The organism is Planktothrix pseudagardhii, from assembly GCF_904830925.1.
In the GTDB taxonomy this organism is placed as follows: Bacteria; Cyanobacteriota; Cyanobacteriia; order Cyanobacteriales; family Microcoleaceae; genus Planktothrix; species Planktothrix tepida.
The window spans coordinates 997,927-1,016,998 of sequence record NZ_LR882967.1; the positions used below are offsets into that span (position 1 = coordinate 997,927).

The 19,072-nt window shown below is 39.7% G+C and carries 19 protein-coding genes; 9 read left to right on the top strand and 10 right to left on the bottom strand.

The features are described 5' to 3' along the window. Window positions 1-7: 7 nt before the first annotated feature. The 7 genes from guaD to NMK36_RS04190 form a co-directional block, all read right to left on the bottom strand. Window positions 8-1,333, bottom strand: a complete 1,326-nt coding sequence (gene guaD / locus NMK36_RS04160; RefSeq protein WP_254173059.1) for a guanine deaminase — start codon at window positions 1,331-1,333, stop codon at window positions 8-10. A gap of 37 nt (window positions 1,334-1,370) precedes the next feature. Beyond that, on the bottom strand, window positions 1,371-1,889 hold the full coding sequence (uraD, locus tag NMK36_RS04165; protein ID WP_072720226.1) for a 2-oxo-4-hydroxy-4-carboxy-5-ureidoimidazoline decarboxylase: 519 nt from the start codon (window positions 1,887-1,889) through the stop codon (window positions 1,371-1,373). Window positions 1,890-1,891: 2 nt separating this feature from the next. Then, window positions 1,892-2,254, bottom strand: coding sequence for a hydroxyisourate hydrolase (gene uraH, locus NMK36_RS04170; protein WP_072720225.1), 363 nt, complete (start codon window positions 2,252-2,254; stop codon window positions 1,892-1,894). A 53-nt stretch (window positions 2,255-2,307) separates the two neighbouring features. Continuing rightward, a complete protein-coding gene (hpxO, locus tag NMK36_RS04175) occupies window positions 2,308-3,477 on the bottom strand; it encodes an FAD-dependent urate hydroxylase HpxO (protein WP_072720224.1) in 1,170 nt (389 codons plus the stop codon). 4 nt (window positions 3,478-3,481) lie between these two features. Then, a complete protein-coding gene (locus NMK36_RS04180) occupies window positions 3,482-4,243 on the bottom strand; it encodes an SGNH/GDSL hydrolase family protein (protein WP_083580088.1) in 762 nt (253 codons plus the stop codon). Window positions 4,244-4,670: 427 nt separating this feature from the next. Next, window positions 4,671-6,161: an ammonium transporter gene (locus NMK36_RS04185; RefSeq protein WP_254173060.1), complete on the bottom strand. Its 1,491-nt coding sequence runs from the start codon at window positions 6,159-6,161 to the stop codon at window positions 4,671-4,673. 470 nt (window positions 6,162-6,631) lie between these two features. Further along, complete coding sequence (locus NMK36_RS04190) at window positions 6,632-8,467, bottom strand: APC family permease (RefSeq protein ID WP_072720221.1); 1,836 nt, start codon at window positions 8,465-8,467, stop codon at window positions 6,632-6,634. 292 nt (window positions 8,468-8,759) lie between these two features. On the opposite strand from NMK36_RS04190, the gene NMK36_RS04195 reads away from it, so the two are divergent. The 5 genes from NMK36_RS04195 (at window position 8,760) to NMK36_RS04215 (ending at window position 13,159) form a co-directional block, all read left to right on the top strand. After that, complete coding sequence (locus NMK36_RS04195; protein WP_072720220.1) at window positions 8,760-9,803, top strand: AI-2E family transporter; 1,044 nt, start codon at window positions 8,760-8,762, stop codon at window positions 9,801-9,803. A gap of 43 nt (window positions 9,804-9,846) precedes the next feature. Next, the gene (locus tag NMK36_RS04200) at window positions 9,847-10,488 is read left to right on the top strand and encodes a TIGR04282 family arsenosugar biosynthesis glycosyltransferase (RefSeq protein WP_072720219.1); all 642 of its coding nucleotides are present in this window, start codon (window positions 9,847-9,849) and stop codon (window positions 10,486-10,488) included. 196 nt (window positions 10,489-10,684) lie between these two features. After that, window positions 10,685-11,041, top strand: coding sequence for a hypothetical protein (locus NMK36_RS04205; RefSeq protein WP_254173061.1), 357 nt, complete (start codon window positions 10,685-10,687; stop codon window positions 11,039-11,041). 267 nt (window positions 11,042-11,308) lie between these two features. Beyond that, entirely contained in the window at window positions 11,309-12,136 is an 828-nt protein-coding gene (locus tag NMK36_RS04210) for a pentapeptide repeat-containing protein (RefSeq protein ID WP_072720217.1), read from the top strand. Window positions 12,137-12,166: 30 nt separating this feature from the next. Further along, window positions 12,167-13,159 (top strand): pentapeptide repeat-containing protein, encoded by a 993-nt coding sequence (locus NMK36_RS04215; RefSeq protein ID WP_438822836.1) that lies wholly within the window; start codon window positions 12,167-12,169, stop codon window positions 13,157-13,159. Window positions 13,160-13,459: 300 nt separating this feature from the next. On the opposite strand, the gene map is transcribed toward NMK36_RS04215, so the two are convergent. Together map and NMK36_RS04225 are read right to left on the bottom strand one after the other, a co-directional pair. After that, the gene (gene map / locus NMK36_RS04220) at window positions 13,460-14,293 is read right to left on the bottom strand and encodes a type I methionyl aminopeptidase (RefSeq protein WP_072720216.1); all 834 of its coding nucleotides are present in this window, start codon (window positions 14,291-14,293) and stop codon (window positions 13,460-13,462) included. A gap of 70 nt (window positions 14,294-14,363) precedes the next feature. Further along, complete coding sequence (locus tag NMK36_RS04225; RefSeq protein WP_072720215.1) at window positions 14,364-14,798, bottom strand: GNAT family N-acetyltransferase; 435 nt, start codon at window positions 14,796-14,798, stop codon at window positions 14,364-14,366. A gap of 147 nt (window positions 14,799-14,945) precedes the next feature. On the opposite strand from NMK36_RS04225, the gene NMK36_RS04230 reads away from it, so the two are divergent. Together NMK36_RS04230 and NMK36_RS04235 are read left to right on the top strand one after the other, a co-directional pair. Next, entirely contained in the window at window positions 14,946-15,827 is an 882-nt protein-coding gene (locus NMK36_RS04230) for an alpha/beta fold hydrolase (protein ID WP_254173063.1), read from the top strand. A 356-nt stretch (window positions 15,828-16,183) separates the two neighbouring features. Continuing rightward, window positions 16,184-16,612 carry a hypothetical protein gene (locus NMK36_RS04235; RefSeq protein WP_072720205.1) on the top strand — a complete coding sequence of 143 codons (429 nt, stop codon included), beginning with the start codon at window positions 16,184-16,186 and terminating at the stop codon, window positions 16,610-16,612. A gap of 49 nt (window positions 16,613-16,661) precedes the next feature. Here the strand turns inward: NMK36_RS04235 and NMK36_RS04240 are convergent, their stop codons facing one another. Then, the gene (locus tag NMK36_RS04240; protein WP_254173064.1) at window positions 16,662-17,825 is read right to left on the bottom strand and encodes an IscS subfamily cysteine desulfurase; all 1,164 of its coding nucleotides are present in this window, start codon (window positions 17,823-17,825) and stop codon (window positions 16,662-16,664) included. Between the two features lie 153 nt (window positions 17,826-17,978). On the opposite strand from NMK36_RS04240, the gene NMK36_RS04245 reads away from it, so the two are divergent. Together NMK36_RS04245 and NMK36_RS04250 are read left to right on the top strand one after the other, a co-directional pair. Continuing rightward, the gene (locus tag NMK36_RS04245) at window positions 17,979-18,629 is read left to right on the top strand and encodes a DUF3386 domain-containing protein (RefSeq protein ID WP_072720203.1); all 651 of its coding nucleotides are present in this window, start codon (window positions 17,979-17,981) and stop codon (window positions 18,627-18,629) included. 113 nt (window positions 18,630-18,742) lie between these two features. Further along, the gene (locus NMK36_RS04250) at window positions 18,743-18,982 is read left to right on the top strand and encodes a NifU family protein (protein ID WP_072720202.1); all 240 of its coding nucleotides are present in this window, start codon (window positions 18,743-18,745) and stop codon (window positions 18,980-18,982) included. The last annotated feature ends 90 nt before the right edge of the window (window positions 18,983-19,072 follow it).

Here is a 19,072-nt window from a genome sequence, read left to right on the forward strand (position 1 = left end):
TTCTATCCTATTTTTTGGTATATGCCATCTCTCCCATAATATACGTTGCTTGAATGGCTCGATCATCTCCTAATATAATCAGTGTAAAGACTTTTTCGGCTATTTCTAGGCGGGTTTGATTGTCTAAAATTTGTTGATTTTTTAAGTCCATTAACGAGGTTGCGTTACAGTCTAAGACAATAAAATCCGCTTCTTTTGCAATTTCAAAGTTGCCAATTTTATGCTCTACTTTTAATGCTTTTGCTCCCCCTAATGTTGCTAAAAATAAGGCTTGAAAGGCGGATAATGTTTGGCTTTGTAATTGGGCAACTTTATAAGCTTCATTGGCAGTTTGAAGGAGGGAAAAACTGGTTCCCGCACCAATATCGCTTCCTAAACCTACGTTAATAGGATGAATTTTAGATTTAGCTTTGTGCAGTTTAAACAGTCCACTTCCTAAGAATAAATTAGATGTTGGACAAAATGCGATCGCCGATTTTGCCTCGGATAACCGTTTAAATTCATCATCGCTTAAATGAATACTATGAGCGAAAATTGAACGGTCTCCCACTAAACCCGCTTGAGCATAAACGTCTAAATAGTGTTGAGCTTCGGGAAATAACTCAGCCACAAATTCAACTTCTTTAAGATTTTCTGAAAGATGGGTTTGTAAATAAACATCAGGAAATTCTGTTAATAATTTTCCCGCTAATTTCAACTGTTCAGGACTCGATGTAATCGCAAATCGAGGGGTAATAGCATACAGTAAACGTCCTTTTTTATGCCATGTTTGAATTAATTGTTTCGTTTCTTGATAAGAGGTTTCTGGGGTATCTTTTAAATAATCCGGTGCATGACGATCCATCATCACTTTACCCGAAATCATCCGTAAATTTCGCTGATAAGCTTCTTCAAAAAAAGCCTCAACGGACTGGGGAAAAACCGTAGCAAAAACTAAGGCAGTTGTGGTTCCATTTTTGAGGAGTTCATCGAGGAAAAATGCAGCAATTTTTTGAGCATATTCTCGACTACTAAATTTCCGTTCTGTGGGAAACGTATATTGATTTAACCAGTCTAACAGTTGTTTTCCATAGGAGGCAATCATTTCGGTTTGAGGAAAATGAATATGGGTATCAATGAACCCTGGCATAATTAATAAATCGGGATAATGGGTAAGGGGAAATCCTTGATATTTGTCTTTTAAAATGCTATAATGATCAAAATCTTTAATAATGCCTGCTTCTACCACTAATAATCCATCAGGAATATAACGAACGCTGTTCTCTTCTGATTCATAAAAGGGATCAGCAATAAAGTCTAAAAATGAGGAGCGAAAAAGTTTTAAGTTTGTCATGATAGAGCGATGTTCTAATCTAATATTAGAGTGTATGTTACGAAGATAGGTTATGGTTCAACTTTTCATAAAGACGAAATTGAGCAATTTTATAAATTTCTTCTAAAGCGGTTATTTTTTCTTCCTCAATAGAATGATTAAGCCGTTGTTCAAAAGCTGATAAAATACTCGCTTTTGTATGATTTTTAACAGCAATAATAAACGGAAAACCGAATTTATCTTTGTAATTTTTATTTAATTGATAAAAGTGTTCATATTCAGAAGGGGTTAAACAATTTAACCCAACTCCTGCTTGTTCCTTAACCGAGGCTTCTGCCATTTTTGCTTTACTTCCTAAGTCAGGATGAGCGCAAATTAACGCGAGTTGTTGTTGTGAATCACTATTTTTAACAATATCAACCATTGTTTGATATAATGAGGGGATATCTTCAAAAGGTCGTTTTAACCCAGCTTGTTCAGCAACCCAAGGAGATGCTTCAAAAATAGCTCCTAATGTTGAGATAAATTCCGTTTGAGACATTTGATTGAGTTGGGATAATAAAATAGTAGCTGTCATCTCTAACTGCCTCGATAGGTACTATAAGACCAAGGTGAAACTAATAACGGAACATGATAGGCGACGGTGGGGTCAGCAATGCCAAATCGGATGGGAATTTGATCTAAAAATAAGGGTTGAGGTAGAGATTGATATTGGGTTTTAAAATAGTCTCCCACCGCAAAGACTAATTCATAAATTCCTCTGTTTAAGTCTGTTTCTGTTAATAAAGGATTGTCGGTTCTCCCATCGGAATTGGTAACTACTGTTTTTAACGGAATTCGTTCTCCTGTTTCTACATTAATTTGCCATAATTCAATCCTTAAATTAGCAGCAGGACGACCGTTAGCCGTATCTAATACATGAGTTGTGAGTTTAGCAACCATAAGATAAAAATTGAAAGGTTAAAATAAGTTTCAGAAACCCGGTTTCTAATCGTTTACTTAAATGGCCCTCCCAGAATTGTTTTGCATAAAGCATCCGTAACATCACGTTCCGTTTCTTGTTTCAGTTGTTCATACCATTTTTGAGTTAATTCTGGGTCTTTACCATAAATCATATCTGCACGTTTTCGAGCTTTCAGAACCAAGGTTGACGTGCGTTCTTTGCGCTCTGTTTCATATCGTTTTAACGCATATTCTACGCCTAAATTAATCGTTAATAAAAATCGAGATAATATTTCGGCATCTTCCATCGCTTGACACCCTCCCTGTCCTAGGGTTGGAGTCGTAGCATGAGCCGCATCTCCTAACAATGCAACTCGACCTCGAACCCAGGTTTCTAAGGGATCTAAATCATGTATTTCTAAACGGTTTGACTCATAAGGATTAAGACGTTCAATTAATCGTTGAACAGGGAACGGCCATCCCATAAAAATCTGTTTTAATTCCTGTTGACGATACTCAGGTTCAACCCAAGTTCCTTTTGCCATCGGACAACCAAAGAAATAATAAAATCGATTATTTCCTATCGGCATCATCGAGGCACGTTTGCCTTCTCCGACATAAATTACCCAGGTATTTTTATCGCCTAAATCTTCCTGAATTTTGATTAAACCATTCCAATTAACATAATCAGCATACCGCAATTCTACCGGATGACCAACAACATAATCGCGCAACTTAGAATGAATTCCATCCGCCGCAATTAACACATCGCCACTGGTTTGATATCCATCAGCAAAATAGGCGGTGACTCGATGTTCATCTTGCTCAATTCCAATACATTGAGCATTGAGTTTAACTGTTTCCGTCTCGTTATTAAACGCTTTTAAGAGTAAAGATTGTAATTCCGTCCGAGAAACGGGATAAGGTCGTTGTCCGACCGTTTCTATCACCGGATGTAGAGAAATTCGATTTAATAATTCATTGCGATGACTGCGATATTCCATCACATCCATCAGTCCCCCAATTTTAGCAACTTCATCACCTAAACCTAAACTATTAAGAACTTTAACCCCATTTGACCAAATTGAAATTCCGGCACCTGCGGGACGAATTTCGTTTGTTTTTTCATAAATTTCAATGGCATATCCTGCCCGTCGCAGGGTTAAACCTGCGGTTAATCCTCCAATTCCTGCACCAATAATAATAACTTTGAGATGATTCATAATATTAAGGGTTAGAAGATGGCTCTAAGGCAATTTGAGTATAGAGTTTTAAAGCCGAACTCCAAACTAAATAACCTTGTTGACTTAAATGTAAACCATCCGTGCTTAACTCCGGCCTTAAATTGCCGTCGGCATCGGTAAATAAGGAATGTAAATTAAAATAATAAGCTCCTTCTTCCTCCGCTATTAATTTTAACGATTGATTGAGATTCCGAATCCGTTCATTGGAAATTTTTAATAAACGGTCACGCCCTTCCCAACTAGACTGTTTACCACTATGGGGAAGAATAGATTGGACAACAATTTGAGTATCAGGATGTACCCAACGTAAATCTCGAATAATTTCCCGATAATTATTTAACAGTGTTGTATCGTCTACCCCCCGAATTAAATCATTAATCCCAATCATGACAAAAATAGTGTCCGGTTGAGTAATATCAAACAACTTAATTCGCTTTAATAATCCGGCGGAAGTTTCCCCAGAAATCCCTTGATTTAACCAAGTTTGTTCTGGGGGTAAAAGTTCAGATGGAAACCACAAGCTTAAGGAATCTCCCGCCAAAATCCGTAAATGTTCCGGTGAGCGTTCCGCAATAGCATTCGCTTCCCGCTTCAACTGTTCAACCCACTGTTCATACGTCCAGCGATGACGAGGGACACCGACCGCATTGATTAAAGCCGAGTCCGATGTTGATTGTAACTGAGTAGCCCCAAGAGCATCCGTTAACGATGATGTAGTCGCACCTGAAACAGATTGCCTCTGCATTATCAATCCCAGAATGATCAATAAGAGTAACCCATTGCTGATTAAAGATATCCAAGCCCAATGGGGAATCGTTTTTGAGCGAATGAACACTGGATTCCAATACTGCTTAAACAAGACTGACTCAACCTAATCCGTCCATTTAACATTTAACATCCCTTTCCCTGAAATGGGCAAAAAAAATACCCCGGCTTGGGGAGGGGGAGACAAGGGGACGGGGAGACAAGGGGACGGGGGGACGGGGAGACAAGGGGACGGGGGGAGACGGGGAGACGGGAGAGGGAGAAGAGGGAGGGGGAGACGAGGGGGAAATAATTAGGTTCGGGTTCCGCACTCCGCACTCCGCACTCCTAACTCCGCACTCCGCACTCCTAACTCCGCACTCCGCACTCCGCACTCCTAACTCCGCACTCCGCACTCCGCACTCTAATTAATAACGACTACTAACGCTACTCCCTTTACCGGGAAAACTAGAGCCCGAACTGCCTAGACCGGGGCCAACGTCATCTTTGAGGAATCCTGCGTAGGCTTCCATCCCGTGTTCGGCGATATCCAAGCCTTCAAATTCCTGTTCAGGATGAACCCGTAACCCAACGGTGGCTTTGAGGGCTAACCAGAAAATCGTACTCAGAACAACGGTAAACCCGCCAATGGAGAGAATACCGAGAATTTGTACTATTAAATTAGCACCGCCAAAAACTCCAGCCATTAAGGTTCCAAAAACGCCACAGACTAAGTGAACAGACGTTGCACCAACGGGGTCATCAATTTTGATGCGGTCAAAGAAACCCACAGAGTAGACAACAATTACCCCAGCCAAGCCACCAATAATCACAGCACTCAAATAGCTAACAGAATCACAGCTTGCGGTAATTGCCACTAAACCCGCTAAAATCCCGTTAATAATCATGGATAAATCGGGTTTACCATCCTTAAACCAGGATGTAGCCGTTGCAGTAACCCCGCCCGCCGCTGCGGCTAAGTTGGTTGTAACAGCAATATAGGGGATTTGTTCGTTGGCGGCTAAAGTGGAACCGGGGTTAAATCCAAACCAGCCTATCCACAGAATTAAACAGCCCAGGGTGGCAATACTCATGTTATGACCGGGAATGGCGCGAGATTGTCCATCAGCCCCATATTTCCCTAAACGGGGGCCAAGGAACGCAGCCCCCATTAAGGCCGCCCAACCACCAACGGAGTGAACCACCGTTGAACCTGCAAAATCTTTAAATCCGGCTTGGGCTAACCATCCCGCACTATCCCAAACCCAGTGACCTGTAATGGGGTAGGAAATCCCAACCAGAAGCAAGCTAAAAAGCAAAAAGGCAATAAATTCAATGCGTTCAGCCACAGCCCCCGATACAATGGTTGCAGCTGTGCCAGCGAAAGCGACTTGGAACAGGAACAGTAAAGGAACAGGTAATCCTGCGGGAAAGGGGCTTAAACCGTAGGTTTCTGACTGTCCGGTGAGGAAATAGCCACCACCTCCAATGAAGGGGTTTTCCCCGCCAAACATAAAGGAAAATCCAAAAGCCCAGAAAATTAGGGTCGCTAAGGCGAAGACAATTAAGTTTTTCGCTAAAACGTTAACCGCATTTTTCTGGCGACAGAAACCGGTTTCTAACATACAGAAACCCGCGTTCATAAAAATCACCAAAATGGAAGCGACTAAAACCCACGCAATGTTTAAATAACCCTGAACAATTTCTGGGGTGAGGGGGGGAGCATTTTCTTGAGCAACGGCGGCAAAACCCCATACCCCAACGATAATCGCCGTTAACGGGATACAGGCTAACCAACTTGGAGACAGCCATCGAGAATGCTGTAATTTCAGGATTAGACTATTGATTTTAGCGGTGAAACGACTTGTCCTTTGCTGTCGCCGTTTTCCTGGATATTGAGGTGTTTTCGGAATAAACATTGTGTTGGATTTAGGAATTGATGTCAGTACAGGAAATGAATCGCACAATTCTAGGGAGTGATGGTTAATCAGTTACAGAATCAATCACGGGTTCTATTTTTTGAGTTCAACGTTATATCCGAGTGATAGTGTTAATCACCCTTCGAGAAAAGCCCCGTGCTTAACTCTCAGTTTGTGCTAGTTGATGAAGGGCTGACATCATCAACTAGAAGTTACGGCTAGTTCAACACCTTCAAAGGGGTGCTAGTAGGTGGCTGATTGTTAACTAAAGTGTTAACAATTTTTGATAGATTTTTAACAGATTTTCTGTATTCAACAATACTGTTTTTGAGCCTCTTTTCGGTTATTGAAGGGGCTGGTGATTAAGGGAACGGGGAACGCGGGTGGTTAATGACTTTTTCCTATTCCCTATTTTCTTTTGCTGTCTGTTCCCAGTTCCGAGTTCCCAGTTCCCTTTTGTAGCATTCTTTTTAAACATAGTATCGCACAGTAGTTACAATCCGACATTGATTACTTCGCAAGGCTTGACGAATAAATAAAGCCGTTTGGTTGTGTAGCAGTTCTTCCCACCAATAGCGAGTAACAATTGAGGGAATAATCACCGTTGAAAAACCGTAAGGACGTTCAGCTTCAAATTCACTCACAAATGTCAGAATCGGTTGTACAACTGAACGATAAGGAGAATCCAAAATAACGAGAGGAACATGAATTTCTAAATCTTCCCATCGTCGTCGCAAAGCCGTTTGATTCGTTGTCCCAATATCAACATGAATTGCTACAATTTCTTGGGCAACTAAACGCGCATAATCTAAGGCTTCTAAGGTGCCCCGATTGGGATATCCTACTAAAACAATGGCAGAATGTTTAATAGTGGTATCTGGGGCAGGTAAAGGACAGCGATAAGGTGAAAGTTCCTCATCTCGGAAATGTTTAGCAAGATTTTCATAATGACTATGAATCTTTAAAAATAGGATCACTAATAAAGGGATTGCCAAGACCACTAACCAAGCTCCCAATAAAAATTTAGTAGCAACAATTACCCCTAAAACTATTGCTGTTGTTAAGGCTCCCACACCATTCATGACGGCGCTTTGTTGCCATCGGGATGATTTACTCTTAAACCAATGAATCACCATTCCTGATTGAGATAAGGTAAAAGAAGTAAACACACCCACCGCATACAGAGGAATTAAAGCATTCACTTGACCTTTAAAAATAATAATCAGAACAGCAGCACAAAGACTTAATAACCGAATTCCATTAGCATAAACCAGACGATCTCCTAACAAGGATAATTGACGAGGTAAAAATCCATCTCGTGAAACTAAATAAGATAATCGCGGGAAATCGGCATAACTGGTATTAGCTGCTAGTAACAAAATAAATAAGGTGGCTAATTGTAGAAAATAGTAGAAAAAACCATTACCAAAAATTTCTCGTGCCAGTAAAGAAACCGTTGTTTGTCCTTCTTCGGGAATAATATGATACGCTTGGGTTAAATAGGTAATCCCAATAAACATTAACCCTAAAATTCCCCCCATCCACAATAATGTCGTGCGGGCATTTTTCCATTCCGGGGGTTTAAAAACTAACACGCCATCAGAAATTGCTTCAACCCCCGTTAAAGCGGTACATCCGGCCGCAAATGCGCGTAAAACCAAGAATAAACTTAAGGGTTGACTGACAGGAAGTATGGGAACCGTTGCTATTACCTGACCTGTTGAGTATTTATAAAAACCTAAACCCATTAACACAAACACACTGATAATAAAACTATAGGTTGGGATCATAAAAATCCGTCCCGCTTCCCGAACCCCCCGTAAATTCGCAACCATTAACAACACCACCGCAAGTAAACACAGTTCAATGGTGTAGCCATCAAGAGCAGGAATGGCAGAGGTTAGGGCGGCAATTCCTGCTGAAATACTTACTGTGACCGTCAGAACATAATCAATTAATAACGAAGCGGCGGCGACTAACCCAGCATGAAGTCCCAAGTTTTCCTTCGCCACTAAATAGGCACTTCCTCCTTGAGGATAGGCACGAATTGTTTGACGATAAGATAAGGTAATTACAAATAACAGTAAAATAATACCCCCCGCAATGGGTAAAGAGAGTCCTAAAGAACTACTTCCCGCAGCGACTAAAACCAATAAAATTTCCTCCGTTGCATAGGCCACAGAGGATAAGGCATCGGATGCTAAAATGGCTAAGGCTGCAAAATTGGTTAGGCGTTCATGACTATAGGCACTGGTGGGTAACGGTTTACCCAGTAGAAAACGATTAATTTGAGATAGGGTGAACATAGATCCTTAAAAGGGTAAACTTAGGTTCCATCTAAAACCTAATGATTAAGGTATTCTACAGGATAAGAAATCTATTTTTAACGTGCAAGTCATCTGCTTAACAATTCTGCCAATGGACAGAGCTTTAATCGACCTAAATCATCGATAGAGGTTAGACTGAGGATCAGAAAAATTTAACGAAGATTAAGACATCAAAATTGAATTAAAGCTATATAATTTCTCAATAACTTGGACAGCCGAAGGCAATGATTGGCCCTCAATCCTAAATTGATTGAATTGATTTGAGCATTTCATGAATCCTAAACCTAACTGGCTGAAATTATTATTGATTGCCTTAGTGATTCCAACCTTGGTTTTAAATGGTTGGGTCTTCTTGCTGACTTTAGAATACTTTAAGTCTATCATTCATATTTTTGTAACGGCAATTTTATTATCCTTTCTCTTAGATTATCCAGTCCAAAGACTGCAACGATATGGACTGCAACGAACCACAGCCATTTTAGCCGTATTATTGATTACCTTGATTATTTTTGGAATTTTAGGGATCACTTTGTTTCCAATTATTATTCAACAGTTCAATACCTTAATCGAACGTCTTCCCAGTTGGATTGAGTCAGGAAACCAACAAATTAAAACCTTTGAAGCTTGGGCAATTAGTCGGAATATCCCTGTTAATGTTGGAGGAGTAACTGTTCAACTATTGGAACGATTATCCAGTCAAGTTCAAACCTTAGGAGGAGATGTAATTGGAGGAGTTCTAACCGTTTTTGGTCGAGTATTAGATGTTGTGATCATTGCAGCTATGACCTTTTATCTATTATTACATGGAGAGTCGCTTTGGGATGATTTCTATCAACTATTTCCAACTAAAATCCGGGTTCCTGTTCGTAGTGCTTTAAGAAAAAATTTTAAGAATTATTTTATTGGTCAAGCCTCCGTCGCTGGACTTTTAGGGGGATTTATGACCTTAGCATTCTTAATTATTCAGGTTCCCTTTGGATTGTTATTTGGAATTGTCATCGGGATGATGGCTTTCTTTCCCTTTGGAGGAAGTTTGGGGATTATTTTGGTTTGCTTTTTAGTGGCTTTAAATAGTATTTGGTTGGGAGTAAAAGTTTTAATTACAGCGATTATTGTTGATCAAATTGTAGAAAATGGAATTGCTCCACGCCTCCTAGGAACATTTACCGGATTAAACCCCGTTTTGATTTTAATTTCCCTTTTAATTGGTGCTAGAGTGGCAGGTTTTCTCGGTTTAATAGTTGCTGTTCCTCTAGCTAGTTTTTTCAAATCCTTAATTGGAATACTACAAACTCCCTCCTCTGAAGCTTTTTAGATATTTGCCAATTTTCTATCTTTTTTATTAATTAAAATCAACCATGAAAAAACATTTAATCATTTTCACTCGCTATCCTGAACCCGGTAAAACTAAAAGCCGATTAATTCCTATTTTAGGAGAAAAAGGTGCCGCTAATTTGCATCGTCACATGACCGAAAAAACCCTGATTACAGTCCGAGAATTACAAGCATTAGATCCCCTATCGATAGAAGTTCGATTTACCGGGGGAAATTTAGATGTCATGCAGAATTGGTTAGGATCGGATTTAATTTATGATGCTCAATGTTTTGGGAATTTAGGCGATCGCATGAGAAACGCTTTTGAAACAGCATTTCATGAAGAAAACACCCATATTATTATGGTGGGAACAGATTGCCCCTTTTTAACCGTTGATATTTTAGTTCAAGGATTTAAGGCTTTAGAAACTCATGCAGTTGTTCTAGGGCCAGCAAAAGATGGGGGATATTATTTAATTGGATTAAATCATTATATCCCCGAACTTTTTCAAGATATTCCTTGGGGAACTTCAAAGGTTTTTAAAACAACCATCAAGTGTTGTCAAACTCTCAATTTATCAGTGAGTGAATTACCCCTTTTATCAGATATTGATCGCCCTGAAGATTTAGAGTCTATGGAATTTATTGCTTTAAAGGAAATAGAGAACAAAAGAGTTGATTTTTAATCTTTAGTCCGTTAAAATCCTTAATTTTTAATCAAAAAATCTATGGAACTAATAGAACAGACTTCAACTCAACTGCTTCTTAAAGACTCCAGCACAAGAGTTTTGCTTATTAGATTGGTTTGTACTCCATTTTTAATGTTTGGAATTCTGGGATTATTTATCGTTATTACTGAAAAAGTATTTCCCAGTCTGTTTATTGTTTTTTGTTTATTGTTTATTGGTCGGAATTTTAGGCGTTTTTTTTACCTCTCATCAAACTATTTATTTAGATAAAAATCAAAACAAACTAACCCTGAAAACCAAAAGATTATTCGGAACAAAAAAAGCAGAATATCCCCTTGATAATCTCAATATTAGGGTGCAAAGGACTTCTTTCCAAGTCAAAACCTATTCTTCAATTTTAATCAGTCAAAAAGAACCCATTTATATTGTTGTTTTAGAAATCCCTTCTGCTGGTAAAACTATCAAGATTTCTAGTAATTATAGTTTACTTCAAAATCAAGCCCTTGAAATCGCTAATCAAATCCGTACTTTTCTCGATATACCTCCATAAACATTCTTTCAAGCTCAAATTTCTGCTAATCCTCAAATATCCCTACTGGGGGACAAGGGGACAAGGGGACAAGGGGATGAGGGGACGGGGGGATGAGGGGACGGGGGATGAGGGGGAGCAGGGGGACGGGTGTAATAGCCAAGTGTTTATTGTCAACCATTAACTTCCATAGATTGTTCCTGCATAAACCTAAGTAATCTGGGATGATGGAAAGAGGATTTTTCTATAGTGTCATCCTATACCGGGACTATTTGTGAGGCGAATGATATGGAGGTTAATGAATTATTAAAGCGTTATACAGAGGGAGAGCGGTTGTTTCGAGCCGTTAGCCTAGTTGGAGTGGATTTAAGTGGGATTGATCTCAGTGAAGCCATTATTGCCCGGGCTACCTTGGAAAATACATCCTTTATTGGAGCCAATTTAACAGGGGTCAATTTTCGAGAAACCAAGTTTATGGGGGTTGACTTGACTGACACGAACTTGAGTGATGCGAACTTAATTGGCAGCTATTTGAGTGATACGAAGTTTAACCGAACAAACTTGACCGGGGCGAGTTTACGCGGGTCTTCTTCTAAAAATGTTACCTTAACTCAAGCAAATCTCACCGAAGCTAACCTCACCGAAGCCAATTTCAGCCAAGCAAATTTTGTCGGTGCCAATCTAACCCATGCTACGTTAGTCCGAACAAATTTGATGAAAGCCAATCTCACGGGAGCCATTTTAGAAAGTGCTAACCTAACCAACGTGATTATGCGAGAAACCACCTTGGAAGGGGCCAATTTAACGAATGCAACCCTGAGTGGGGGAATGATGATTGGAGCTAACTTTCATGAAGCGGATTTAACACGAGTGACAATGATTGGGGCGGATTTAAGTGAAGCTAACTTGAGTGAAGCCAACCTGCGAGGAGCTAACGTGACTTGGACAACCTTACGCGGGGCGAATATGAGTCGAGCCAGACTCTACCGCACAAAATTATCTTGGTCAAATTTAAGTGGTGTAAATCTGATTGAAGCGATTATGATTGATACTAAATTAGATCGAGCGAATTTAAGAGATGCAGATATGAGAGGTGCGATTTTACCCAATAAATAGGCGGTGAATTCTGTGCCAGTGCAGTCCATTATCGATTCTCAAGAACTGTTGTATCGTTATTTAGCTGGAGAACGAGATTTCCAGAATGCGAACTTGATTGGTGCTTCTCTGCATCAAATTAATTTAGTGGGGGCTAATCTGGCTGGAGCATCTTTAGCCCGGGCTGATTTAACACGGGCTTTGCTCCATGAAATTAACTTGACTAATGCCTTTTTGTATGGCAGTAATTTAAGTTTTGTTAAGTTAGGAAAAGGGCAATTAAAAAATGCTGATTTGACAAAAGCAAACCTAGAAGGGGCGTTTTTAGTCAAGTCGGAGATGAGTGGCGTTAAGCTTAGTGGTGCTATTTTGCGGGGAGTTAATCTCCGGGCTGCCAATTTGCAGGGTGTCAATTTATGCGGTGCTAATCTTTACGGTGTAAATTTACGCGGTGCTAATTTAACCAGGGCCAATTTAAACTGGGCAAATTTGAGCCAAGCTAAATTGAGTGGGGCGATTCTTCAAGAAACCCAAATGACAGGAATTAATTTGAGTTCCGCCTATTTAATCGAGGTTAATCTTCAAGGATTTGATTTAAGTGGGGTTAATTTTGCTCAAGCCGTAATGACGCGAATTAATTTACAAGAGTCTGATTTAATGGCTGCTAACTTAAGCCAAGCTCAATTAAAACAAGCGAATTTACAACAAGCTCAGTTACAAGATGCCAATTTAGTTGAAGCCCAGCTTTTCCAGGCAAATTTGACGGATGCGGTGTTAATGCGGGCTGATTTATCCCAGGCGAGTTTAACCTGTGCCACTCTGCTCAGAAGCAACTTAAATTTAGCTACCTTGAGAAAGACGGATTTACGGGGTGCTGACCTGCGAAATGCTTATCTTTGGAAAGCCGATTTATCCGAAGCTAATTTAGAAGGTGCAAACCTTTCTGGGGCGAGTTTACGCGGGGCCAACCTACAAGGAGTTAATTTAAGAAATGTTAATCTAGCGGGGGTCACACTTCCCAATGGCACTCTTCATGCAGTTTAAAAAGTCATTGACCCCTTTTAATTTTTAAGGGTCTTATTAGGGGTCGATGAGGGCTTTACAACCCTCACCTCACATTCAGAACCGTACTTACGATTTTCACCGCACACGGCTCCTAGTTTAGTTGCCTGTTCTGTCATTGAGAACATCCGGTTTCCTTTCTTTCTTGAGAGTTAACTTTCTTAGAGATTTTATAAGGAACAGGGAACAGCAAGAATAGGACATGAATAATTGCTGTTATCCTGAATCATTAAGCATCTTACTCCTGTCTCACAGTCTCCTGTTTCCTGAATCCTAGTCTGGCTAAATTTTAGAACGATCTGTTAAAATTTCATAACCCGTTTCGGTGACTAAAACTGTATGTTCAAACTGAGCAGATAAGGAATTATCAACGGTTACGGCTGTCCATTTATCGGATAAAGTTCGGGTAAATCGAGATCCCGCATTTAGAATGGGTTCAATGGCTAAGGTCATCCCAGCTTTCAATTTAACATTGGGTAAAGAATAGGTACGAGCGTTAAAAACCGAGGGTTCTTCGTGTAAATTTTGTCCGACACCATGACCTGTAAATTCTTCTACAATTTTATACCCATTGGCTTCTGCATGATCTTGCATCACCTCAGCGAGATCAAGTAAATAGGCTCCCGCTTTAACTTTTTCTATTCCTTTATATAAAGTTTCTTCCGCAACTCGAATCAATTTGGCAGCGTCTGGGGACACTTCACCGACCCCAATTGTAATACAAGAATCTCCATGAAATCCTTCATAATAAGCCCCTGTATCTACTTTTAAAATATCCCCAGTGCGAATGACTTTACGACGGTTAGGAATGCCATGAACCACTTCATGATTAATTGAAGCACAAATGGAACCTGGAAAGCCATGATAACCTTTAAAACTGGGTTTTGCACCCATTTCTCGAATCCGTTTTTCTGCATAAGTATCTAAATCAGCCGTTGTCATTCCCGGTTTTACCTGCTCTGAAATTTCTTTTAAAACCGTAGCTACAATTTTTGCAGCTTGTCGCATGATTTCAATTTCTTGAGGGGATTTAATATAAATTCCTCGACGACTTTTTTTAACTTGAGGGGGGTTAGGTTGAGCCGGTTTAGACAGAAAATCAGCCAGAATATTCATCTTGTTCAGGGTTGAGTGTGTTCGGATAAAAGACCTTTTTATAAGTTACCCTAAAATATCAACTTTTGGGTTACAGTTCCAAGCTAAAACTCCAACCCTGTTGTTTAAAGCCTAAAGATTCATAGAATTGATGGGCTGCTGTGCGTTTAATATTGGAGGAAAGCATCACTTTATAGCATCCCGCCTTGCGGCTGAGTTTGAGGGCTTCCTGCATCATCGCTTTCCCAATTCCTTGATTTCTATAGGCAGATGTGACAACAACAGCATCAATTAAGGCTGATTTGCTATCATGTAAAATCATAGGAATCCATAATAAGCTAAATGTACCTACAGGTTCACTGTTGAGCCATGCAATATAAATATTGTAGTTGGGAATTTGTTGAATTTGCTCAAAGATTTGCTCAACGTGGGATAGAGATAGAGGAGATTCCCCATCAATTTCTGTATATAACTGATTTAAGATTAATAAATCAGAATTTGTTACGGGTTTAATTTCTAATAGCATGAATAATTTTATTTAACCCTATGCAATATTTGATTATCTGTACAATTGCCTATCTCTACAGGAATGAATGGTTACAAATTTTCCTCAGAATAGAGCTTTTTAAAATCTAAGGTTATCATCATTATATATTCACCCTCGGAGAAATTTATGTCAATTTTAGCAGAAAATTGGACGAGCGACTTTATCACCACAAATAAGGTAAAACTCCATTATGTCACCCAAGGGGAAGGGCCGTTGATACTGATGTTACATGGATTTCCTGAATTTTGGTATTCTTGGCGTTATCAAATTCCTGAATTTGCTCAAGCTTATAAAGTGGTTGCCGTGGATTTAAGAGGGTATAACGAGAGTGATAAACCCAAAGAATTATCGGCTTATTCTATCAAAGAATTAATTTTAGATGTCAAGGGATTAATTGAAGGGTTAGGATACGAAGAATGTGTATTAGTAGGACATGATTGGGGCGGGTTTATTGCCTGGAATTTTGCTTATTGTTATCCTCAAATGTTAAGTAAATTAATTGTCTTAAATCTTCCTCATCCCACAAAGTTTAAGCAGGGTTTAGGAACGATTCAACAATTATTAAAAAGTTGGTATATTTTTTTCTTTCAAGTGCCACTTTTACCCGAATTGTTGTTACAAGCGGATGATTATCGCACTGTGGGTGAAGCTTTTACCAAGATGGTAATTAATAAAAATACTTTTAGTGAAGCTGACTTAAATGCTTATAAAGATGCGGCTGCTAAACGGGGAGCTTTAACGGCAATGGTGAATTATTATCGGAATCTTTTTCCCAGTTTGTTTGCTACTCAACAAACCCAAGGTTTACTCAATGTCCCCACTTTAATGATTTGGGGGGAAAATGATCTGGCATTGGGTCAAGAATTAACCTATGGGACAGAAGAATATGTCCGAGATTTTCAAATTCGTTATATTCCTAATTGTAGCCATTGGGTACAACAAGAACGTCCTGAATTAGTTAATCAATATATTTGGGAATTTTTGAATGCAGAACCAATGGGGGAGTGAGGAGGGAGAGGGGGACGAGGGGACAAGGGGACAAGGGGACAAGGGGACAAGGGGACAAGGGGACAAGGGGACAAGGGGACAAGGGGATGAGGGGAGAGAGGGGAGTTAAGGATTTTATCAAGAAACTTTAACAGGTACTTGAGGAGTTTAAAAATTTCTGTAACAATAAATACAGAAGAAAAGTATTTATAGGGGTATTCCATGCTCATCAACTCTAATCAGAAGAGGAGGGGAAGATCAGGGAATCAATACCTTTTTGTTTAGTATCAGTACGAGGGAAACAGGCTTGATACTCACTTCCAGAGGGATCGGGATTGTGCGTGGTGTCTGAACCCTCTTAAGGTGGAGTGTCTTGTATGAAAACTCAATGGCAAATTTATCGGCAATTAGAACTTATCCCGGATACGGTTTTATTACCTTCACCCGATAAAGGAACATCAGCGTTCTATAAAGGTGAATTATGGAGAGGATTGGTCAATTCCTGGAGTAAAAATTTATCCGAAACGCAAAAAGTTTCCCATCTCAACATCTGTTTTCAGCTTGATTATTGTGACCCGTATTTAACAGAAAAATTTAATTTTTTTCAAACGATTTGGCAGTTTTTAAATCAACCGATTAATCTTTCTGAGCTTTTCCATCCTTCATCAGAACCGTATGTTTGGACAAGTTCTAATCCTTTGGGTGACATTCAATGGCATATTTATGATCCCAAAAGTGGACAAACCTATGATTTAAACTCGGAGGAAGAAGTTTTAGGTTGGTTAGAACAACGGGGGTCTAATTAGCAGAAGAGGAGATTTTGATTGTTGACACTTAACAGTTAACAGCTAATCCCTAACGAGATTTAATTCTTCTTAAAGATTGAATGGTATTAACAGTATAATCTGCAACTTGATGGATTTCTGATTCTGTTGTGAACCGACCTAAACCAAAACGAATTGAAGCATAAGCTAACTGATCACTATAACCTAATGCTTTTAAAACGTGAGACGGTTCAATTTTTGTGGAGGTACAAGCGGAACCAGAAGAAACTGCCATAATCGATTGTAATCCTAATAGTAAAGCTTGACCATCAACTCCCTCAACACTAATATTTAAATTTCCGGCTAACCGTTGGGTGGGATGACCGTTTAAATAAATTCCGTCTAGGGTTGATAATTTTTTCCAAAGGATTTCTCGCAATAGAATTAACCGTTGATTTTCTGATCTGATTTGGGATAAAGCGAGTTCAATGGCTTTAGCAAAACCGACAATTTGAGGGGTAGATAAGGTTCCTGAGCGCATTCCTCGTTCATGTCCGCCACCATGAAGTTGAGCCGCTAATTTAACCCTCGGATGGCGACGACGAACATACAACGCTCCGATGCCTTTTGGCCCATAAATTTTATGGGCGGTTAAAGACATTAAATCCAGATTCATCTGTTGAACATCCAGAGGAATTTTACCAACAGCTTGAGCACCGTCTGTATGAAATAAAATTCCCTGGGTATGGCAAATTTCTCCGATTTCTGCTAAGGGTTGCAATACCCCAATTTCGTTATTAGCTGCCATGATTGAAACTAATATTGTATCGGGACGAATAGCGGTTTTGAGTTCGGCTATATCCACGATACCATCAGGTTTTACAGGAAGATAAGTAATTTCAAATCCTAAAGTTTCTAAATAATGGCAAGGATCAAGAATTGCGTTATGTTCAGTGAGAGTAGTAATAATATGTCTGCCTTGATTAAAATAAGCTTCAGCCACCCCTTTTAAAGCTAAATTATTCGATTCTGTTGCGCCACTGGTAAAAACAATTTCTTCAGGAGTTGCATGAATCGCTTGGGCAATTATTTCTCTGGCTTGCTTAATGGCAGCTTCTGCTTCCCAACCGTAAATATGATTAATACTGGCAGCGTTGCCAAAGTATTCAGTAAAATAGGGAAGCATAGCATCTAAAACTTGAGGATCAATCGGAGTTGTAGCGTTACAATCCAGATAAATTGGACGTTGAGACATAGCAGTTTTCAAGAATAAGGGAAAGGTTTTAAGTCTCTATTTTTTTAATTCAGTTTAACATGAATTTTTAATCGATTTTCGTTTTTGCTAAACCCATAAACCGCTTAATATTCTATAATAGAGTATAAAGTGCTATTCCTCGCTAACAATTCTATGACGGAACCACAAAACGCTTTAGATCTGTTTCGGACTGCCTACGAACATCGTTATACTTGGGATGCTAACTTCCCCGGTTATCGTGCTGATATTGAACTTAAACAGGGAGATGAAGTCTACACGGGTCAGATTCAGATTCACCCCGACTTAAGTGTAGAAGTCACTGGAATTGAAGACGAAGATGTCAAACAAAGTGTCTATACCCAACTGCGAGATGTGATTACCCATCGCAAGCGAACTTCCTTTGAACAAGCTCATGGAAAGAATAAATTTAGTTTAGGGAAAACCGACGAAACCGGGGCGGTAGAAATTCTTGTTGAAGGCGATGCAATGGGTTCAAACTATTCAGTTCGCGGTCATGAAATTTCTAGGGTTAGCCGTGTTATGGGTCGGATGGCATTTGTGATTAATACCCATGAAAGTTTAGACACTGGAGAAGGTTACATCGCCCATCGTTATAGTGCCATATTCCGTAACCCTCAAACTCAAGAAATCCTGCGAGAACTGGAGTTTGAAGATAGCTTTGAGAAAGTGGGTAACTATTACATTATGACTCGCCAAATCGTTCATTCCCAAGAAGTGGGTCAGCCACTCACAACGGAGTTTAACTATTCCCAGGTGAAACTACTGGAACCCGTTGGAGTTTAATACCCGGAAGTGATCGATCCTCGGTGATGAATTTATCGTTTCGATTCCCTACAAAGAACGCTAGGATTATATTATCCAACAGCTATTTCTGCACGATTAACTAAAGGTAAACCATGACAACATTAGCACTCACTGAAGATAACGTAGAGACGGTTTTAGACGAATTACGCCCTTATCTGATGGCGGATGGGGGAAATGTGGAAATCGTTGACATCGATGGCCCGATTGTTCAACTTCGACTACAAGGCGCCTGTGGGTCTTGTCCCAGTTCGACTATGACCTTGAAAATGGGAATTGAACGACGTTTACGCGAAAGAATTCCTGAAATTGCTGAAGTTGTAGCCGTTCCTTAAGAGTTACATCCCTAACTTCATGTTCAAAGTTCCAGAGTTAACCATTCTGAACTTTGAACGAACTTTAACTTTATAGAACCCTAGATTTTC

Excerpts from the sequence above, each read along its gene's own strand:
- guaD (WP_254173059.1), bottom strand. The coding sequence starts at position 1,333 with ATGACAAACTTAAAACTTTTTCGCTCCTCATTTTTAGACTTTATTGCT.
- uraD (WP_072720226.1), bottom strand. The coding sequence starts at position 1,889 with ATGACAGCTACTATTTTATTATCCCAACTCAATCAAATGTCTCAAACG.
- uraH (WP_072720225.1), bottom strand. The coding sequence starts at position 2,254 with ATGGTTGCTAAACTCACAACTCATGTATTAGATACGGCTAACGGTCGT.
- hpxO (WP_072720224.1), bottom strand. The coding sequence starts at position 3,477 with ATGAATCATCTCAAAGTTATTATTATTGGTGCAGGAATTGGAGGATTA.
- NMK36_RS04180 (WP_083580088.1), bottom strand. The coding sequence starts at position 4,243 with ATGCAGAGGCAATCTGTTTCAGGTGCGACTACATCATCGTTAACGGAT.
- NMK36_RS04185 (WP_254173060.1), bottom strand. The coding sequence starts at position 6,161 with ATGTTTATTCCGAAAACACCTCAATATCCAGGAAAACGGCGACAGCAA.
- NMK36_RS04190 (WP_072720221.1), bottom strand. The coding sequence starts at position 8,467 with ATGTTCACCCTATCTCAAATTAATCGTTTTCTACTGGGTAAACCGTTA.
- NMK36_RS04195 (WP_072720220.1), top strand. The coding sequence starts at position 8,760 with ATGAATCCTAAACCTAACTGGCTGAAATTATTATTGATTGCCTTAGTG.
- NMK36_RS04200 (WP_072720219.1), top strand. The coding sequence starts at position 9,847 with ATGAAAAAACATTTAATCATTTTCACTCGCTATCCTGAACCCGGTAAA.
- NMK36_RS04210 (WP_072720217.1), top strand. The coding sequence starts at position 11,309 with ATGGAGGTTAATGAATTATTAAAGCGTTATACAGAGGGAGAGCGGTTG.
- map (WP_072720216.1), bottom strand. The coding sequence starts at position 14,293 with ATGAATATTCTGGCTGATTTTCTGTCTAAACCGGCTCAACCTAACCCC.
- NMK36_RS04225 (WP_072720215.1), bottom strand. The coding sequence starts at position 14,798 with ATGCTATTAGAAATTAAACCCGTAACAAATTCTGATTTATTAATCTTA.
- NMK36_RS04230 (WP_254173063.1), top strand. The coding sequence starts at position 14,946 with ATGTCAATTTTAGCAGAAAATTGGACGAGCGACTTTATCACCACAAAT.
- NMK36_RS04235 (WP_072720205.1), top strand. The coding sequence starts at position 16,184 with ATGAAAACTCAATGGCAAATTTATCGGCAATTAGAACTTATCCCGGAT.
- NMK36_RS04240 (WP_254173064.1), bottom strand. The coding sequence starts at position 17,825 with ATGTCTCAACGTCCAATTTATCTGGATTGTAACGCTACAACTCCGATT.
- NMK36_RS04245 (WP_072720203.1), top strand. The coding sequence starts at position 17,979 with ATGACGGAACCACAAAACGCTTTAGATCTGTTTCGGACTGCCTACGAA.
- NMK36_RS04250 (WP_072720202.1), top strand. The coding sequence starts at position 18,743 with ATGACAACATTAGCACTCACTGAAGATAACGTAGAGACGGTTTTAGAC.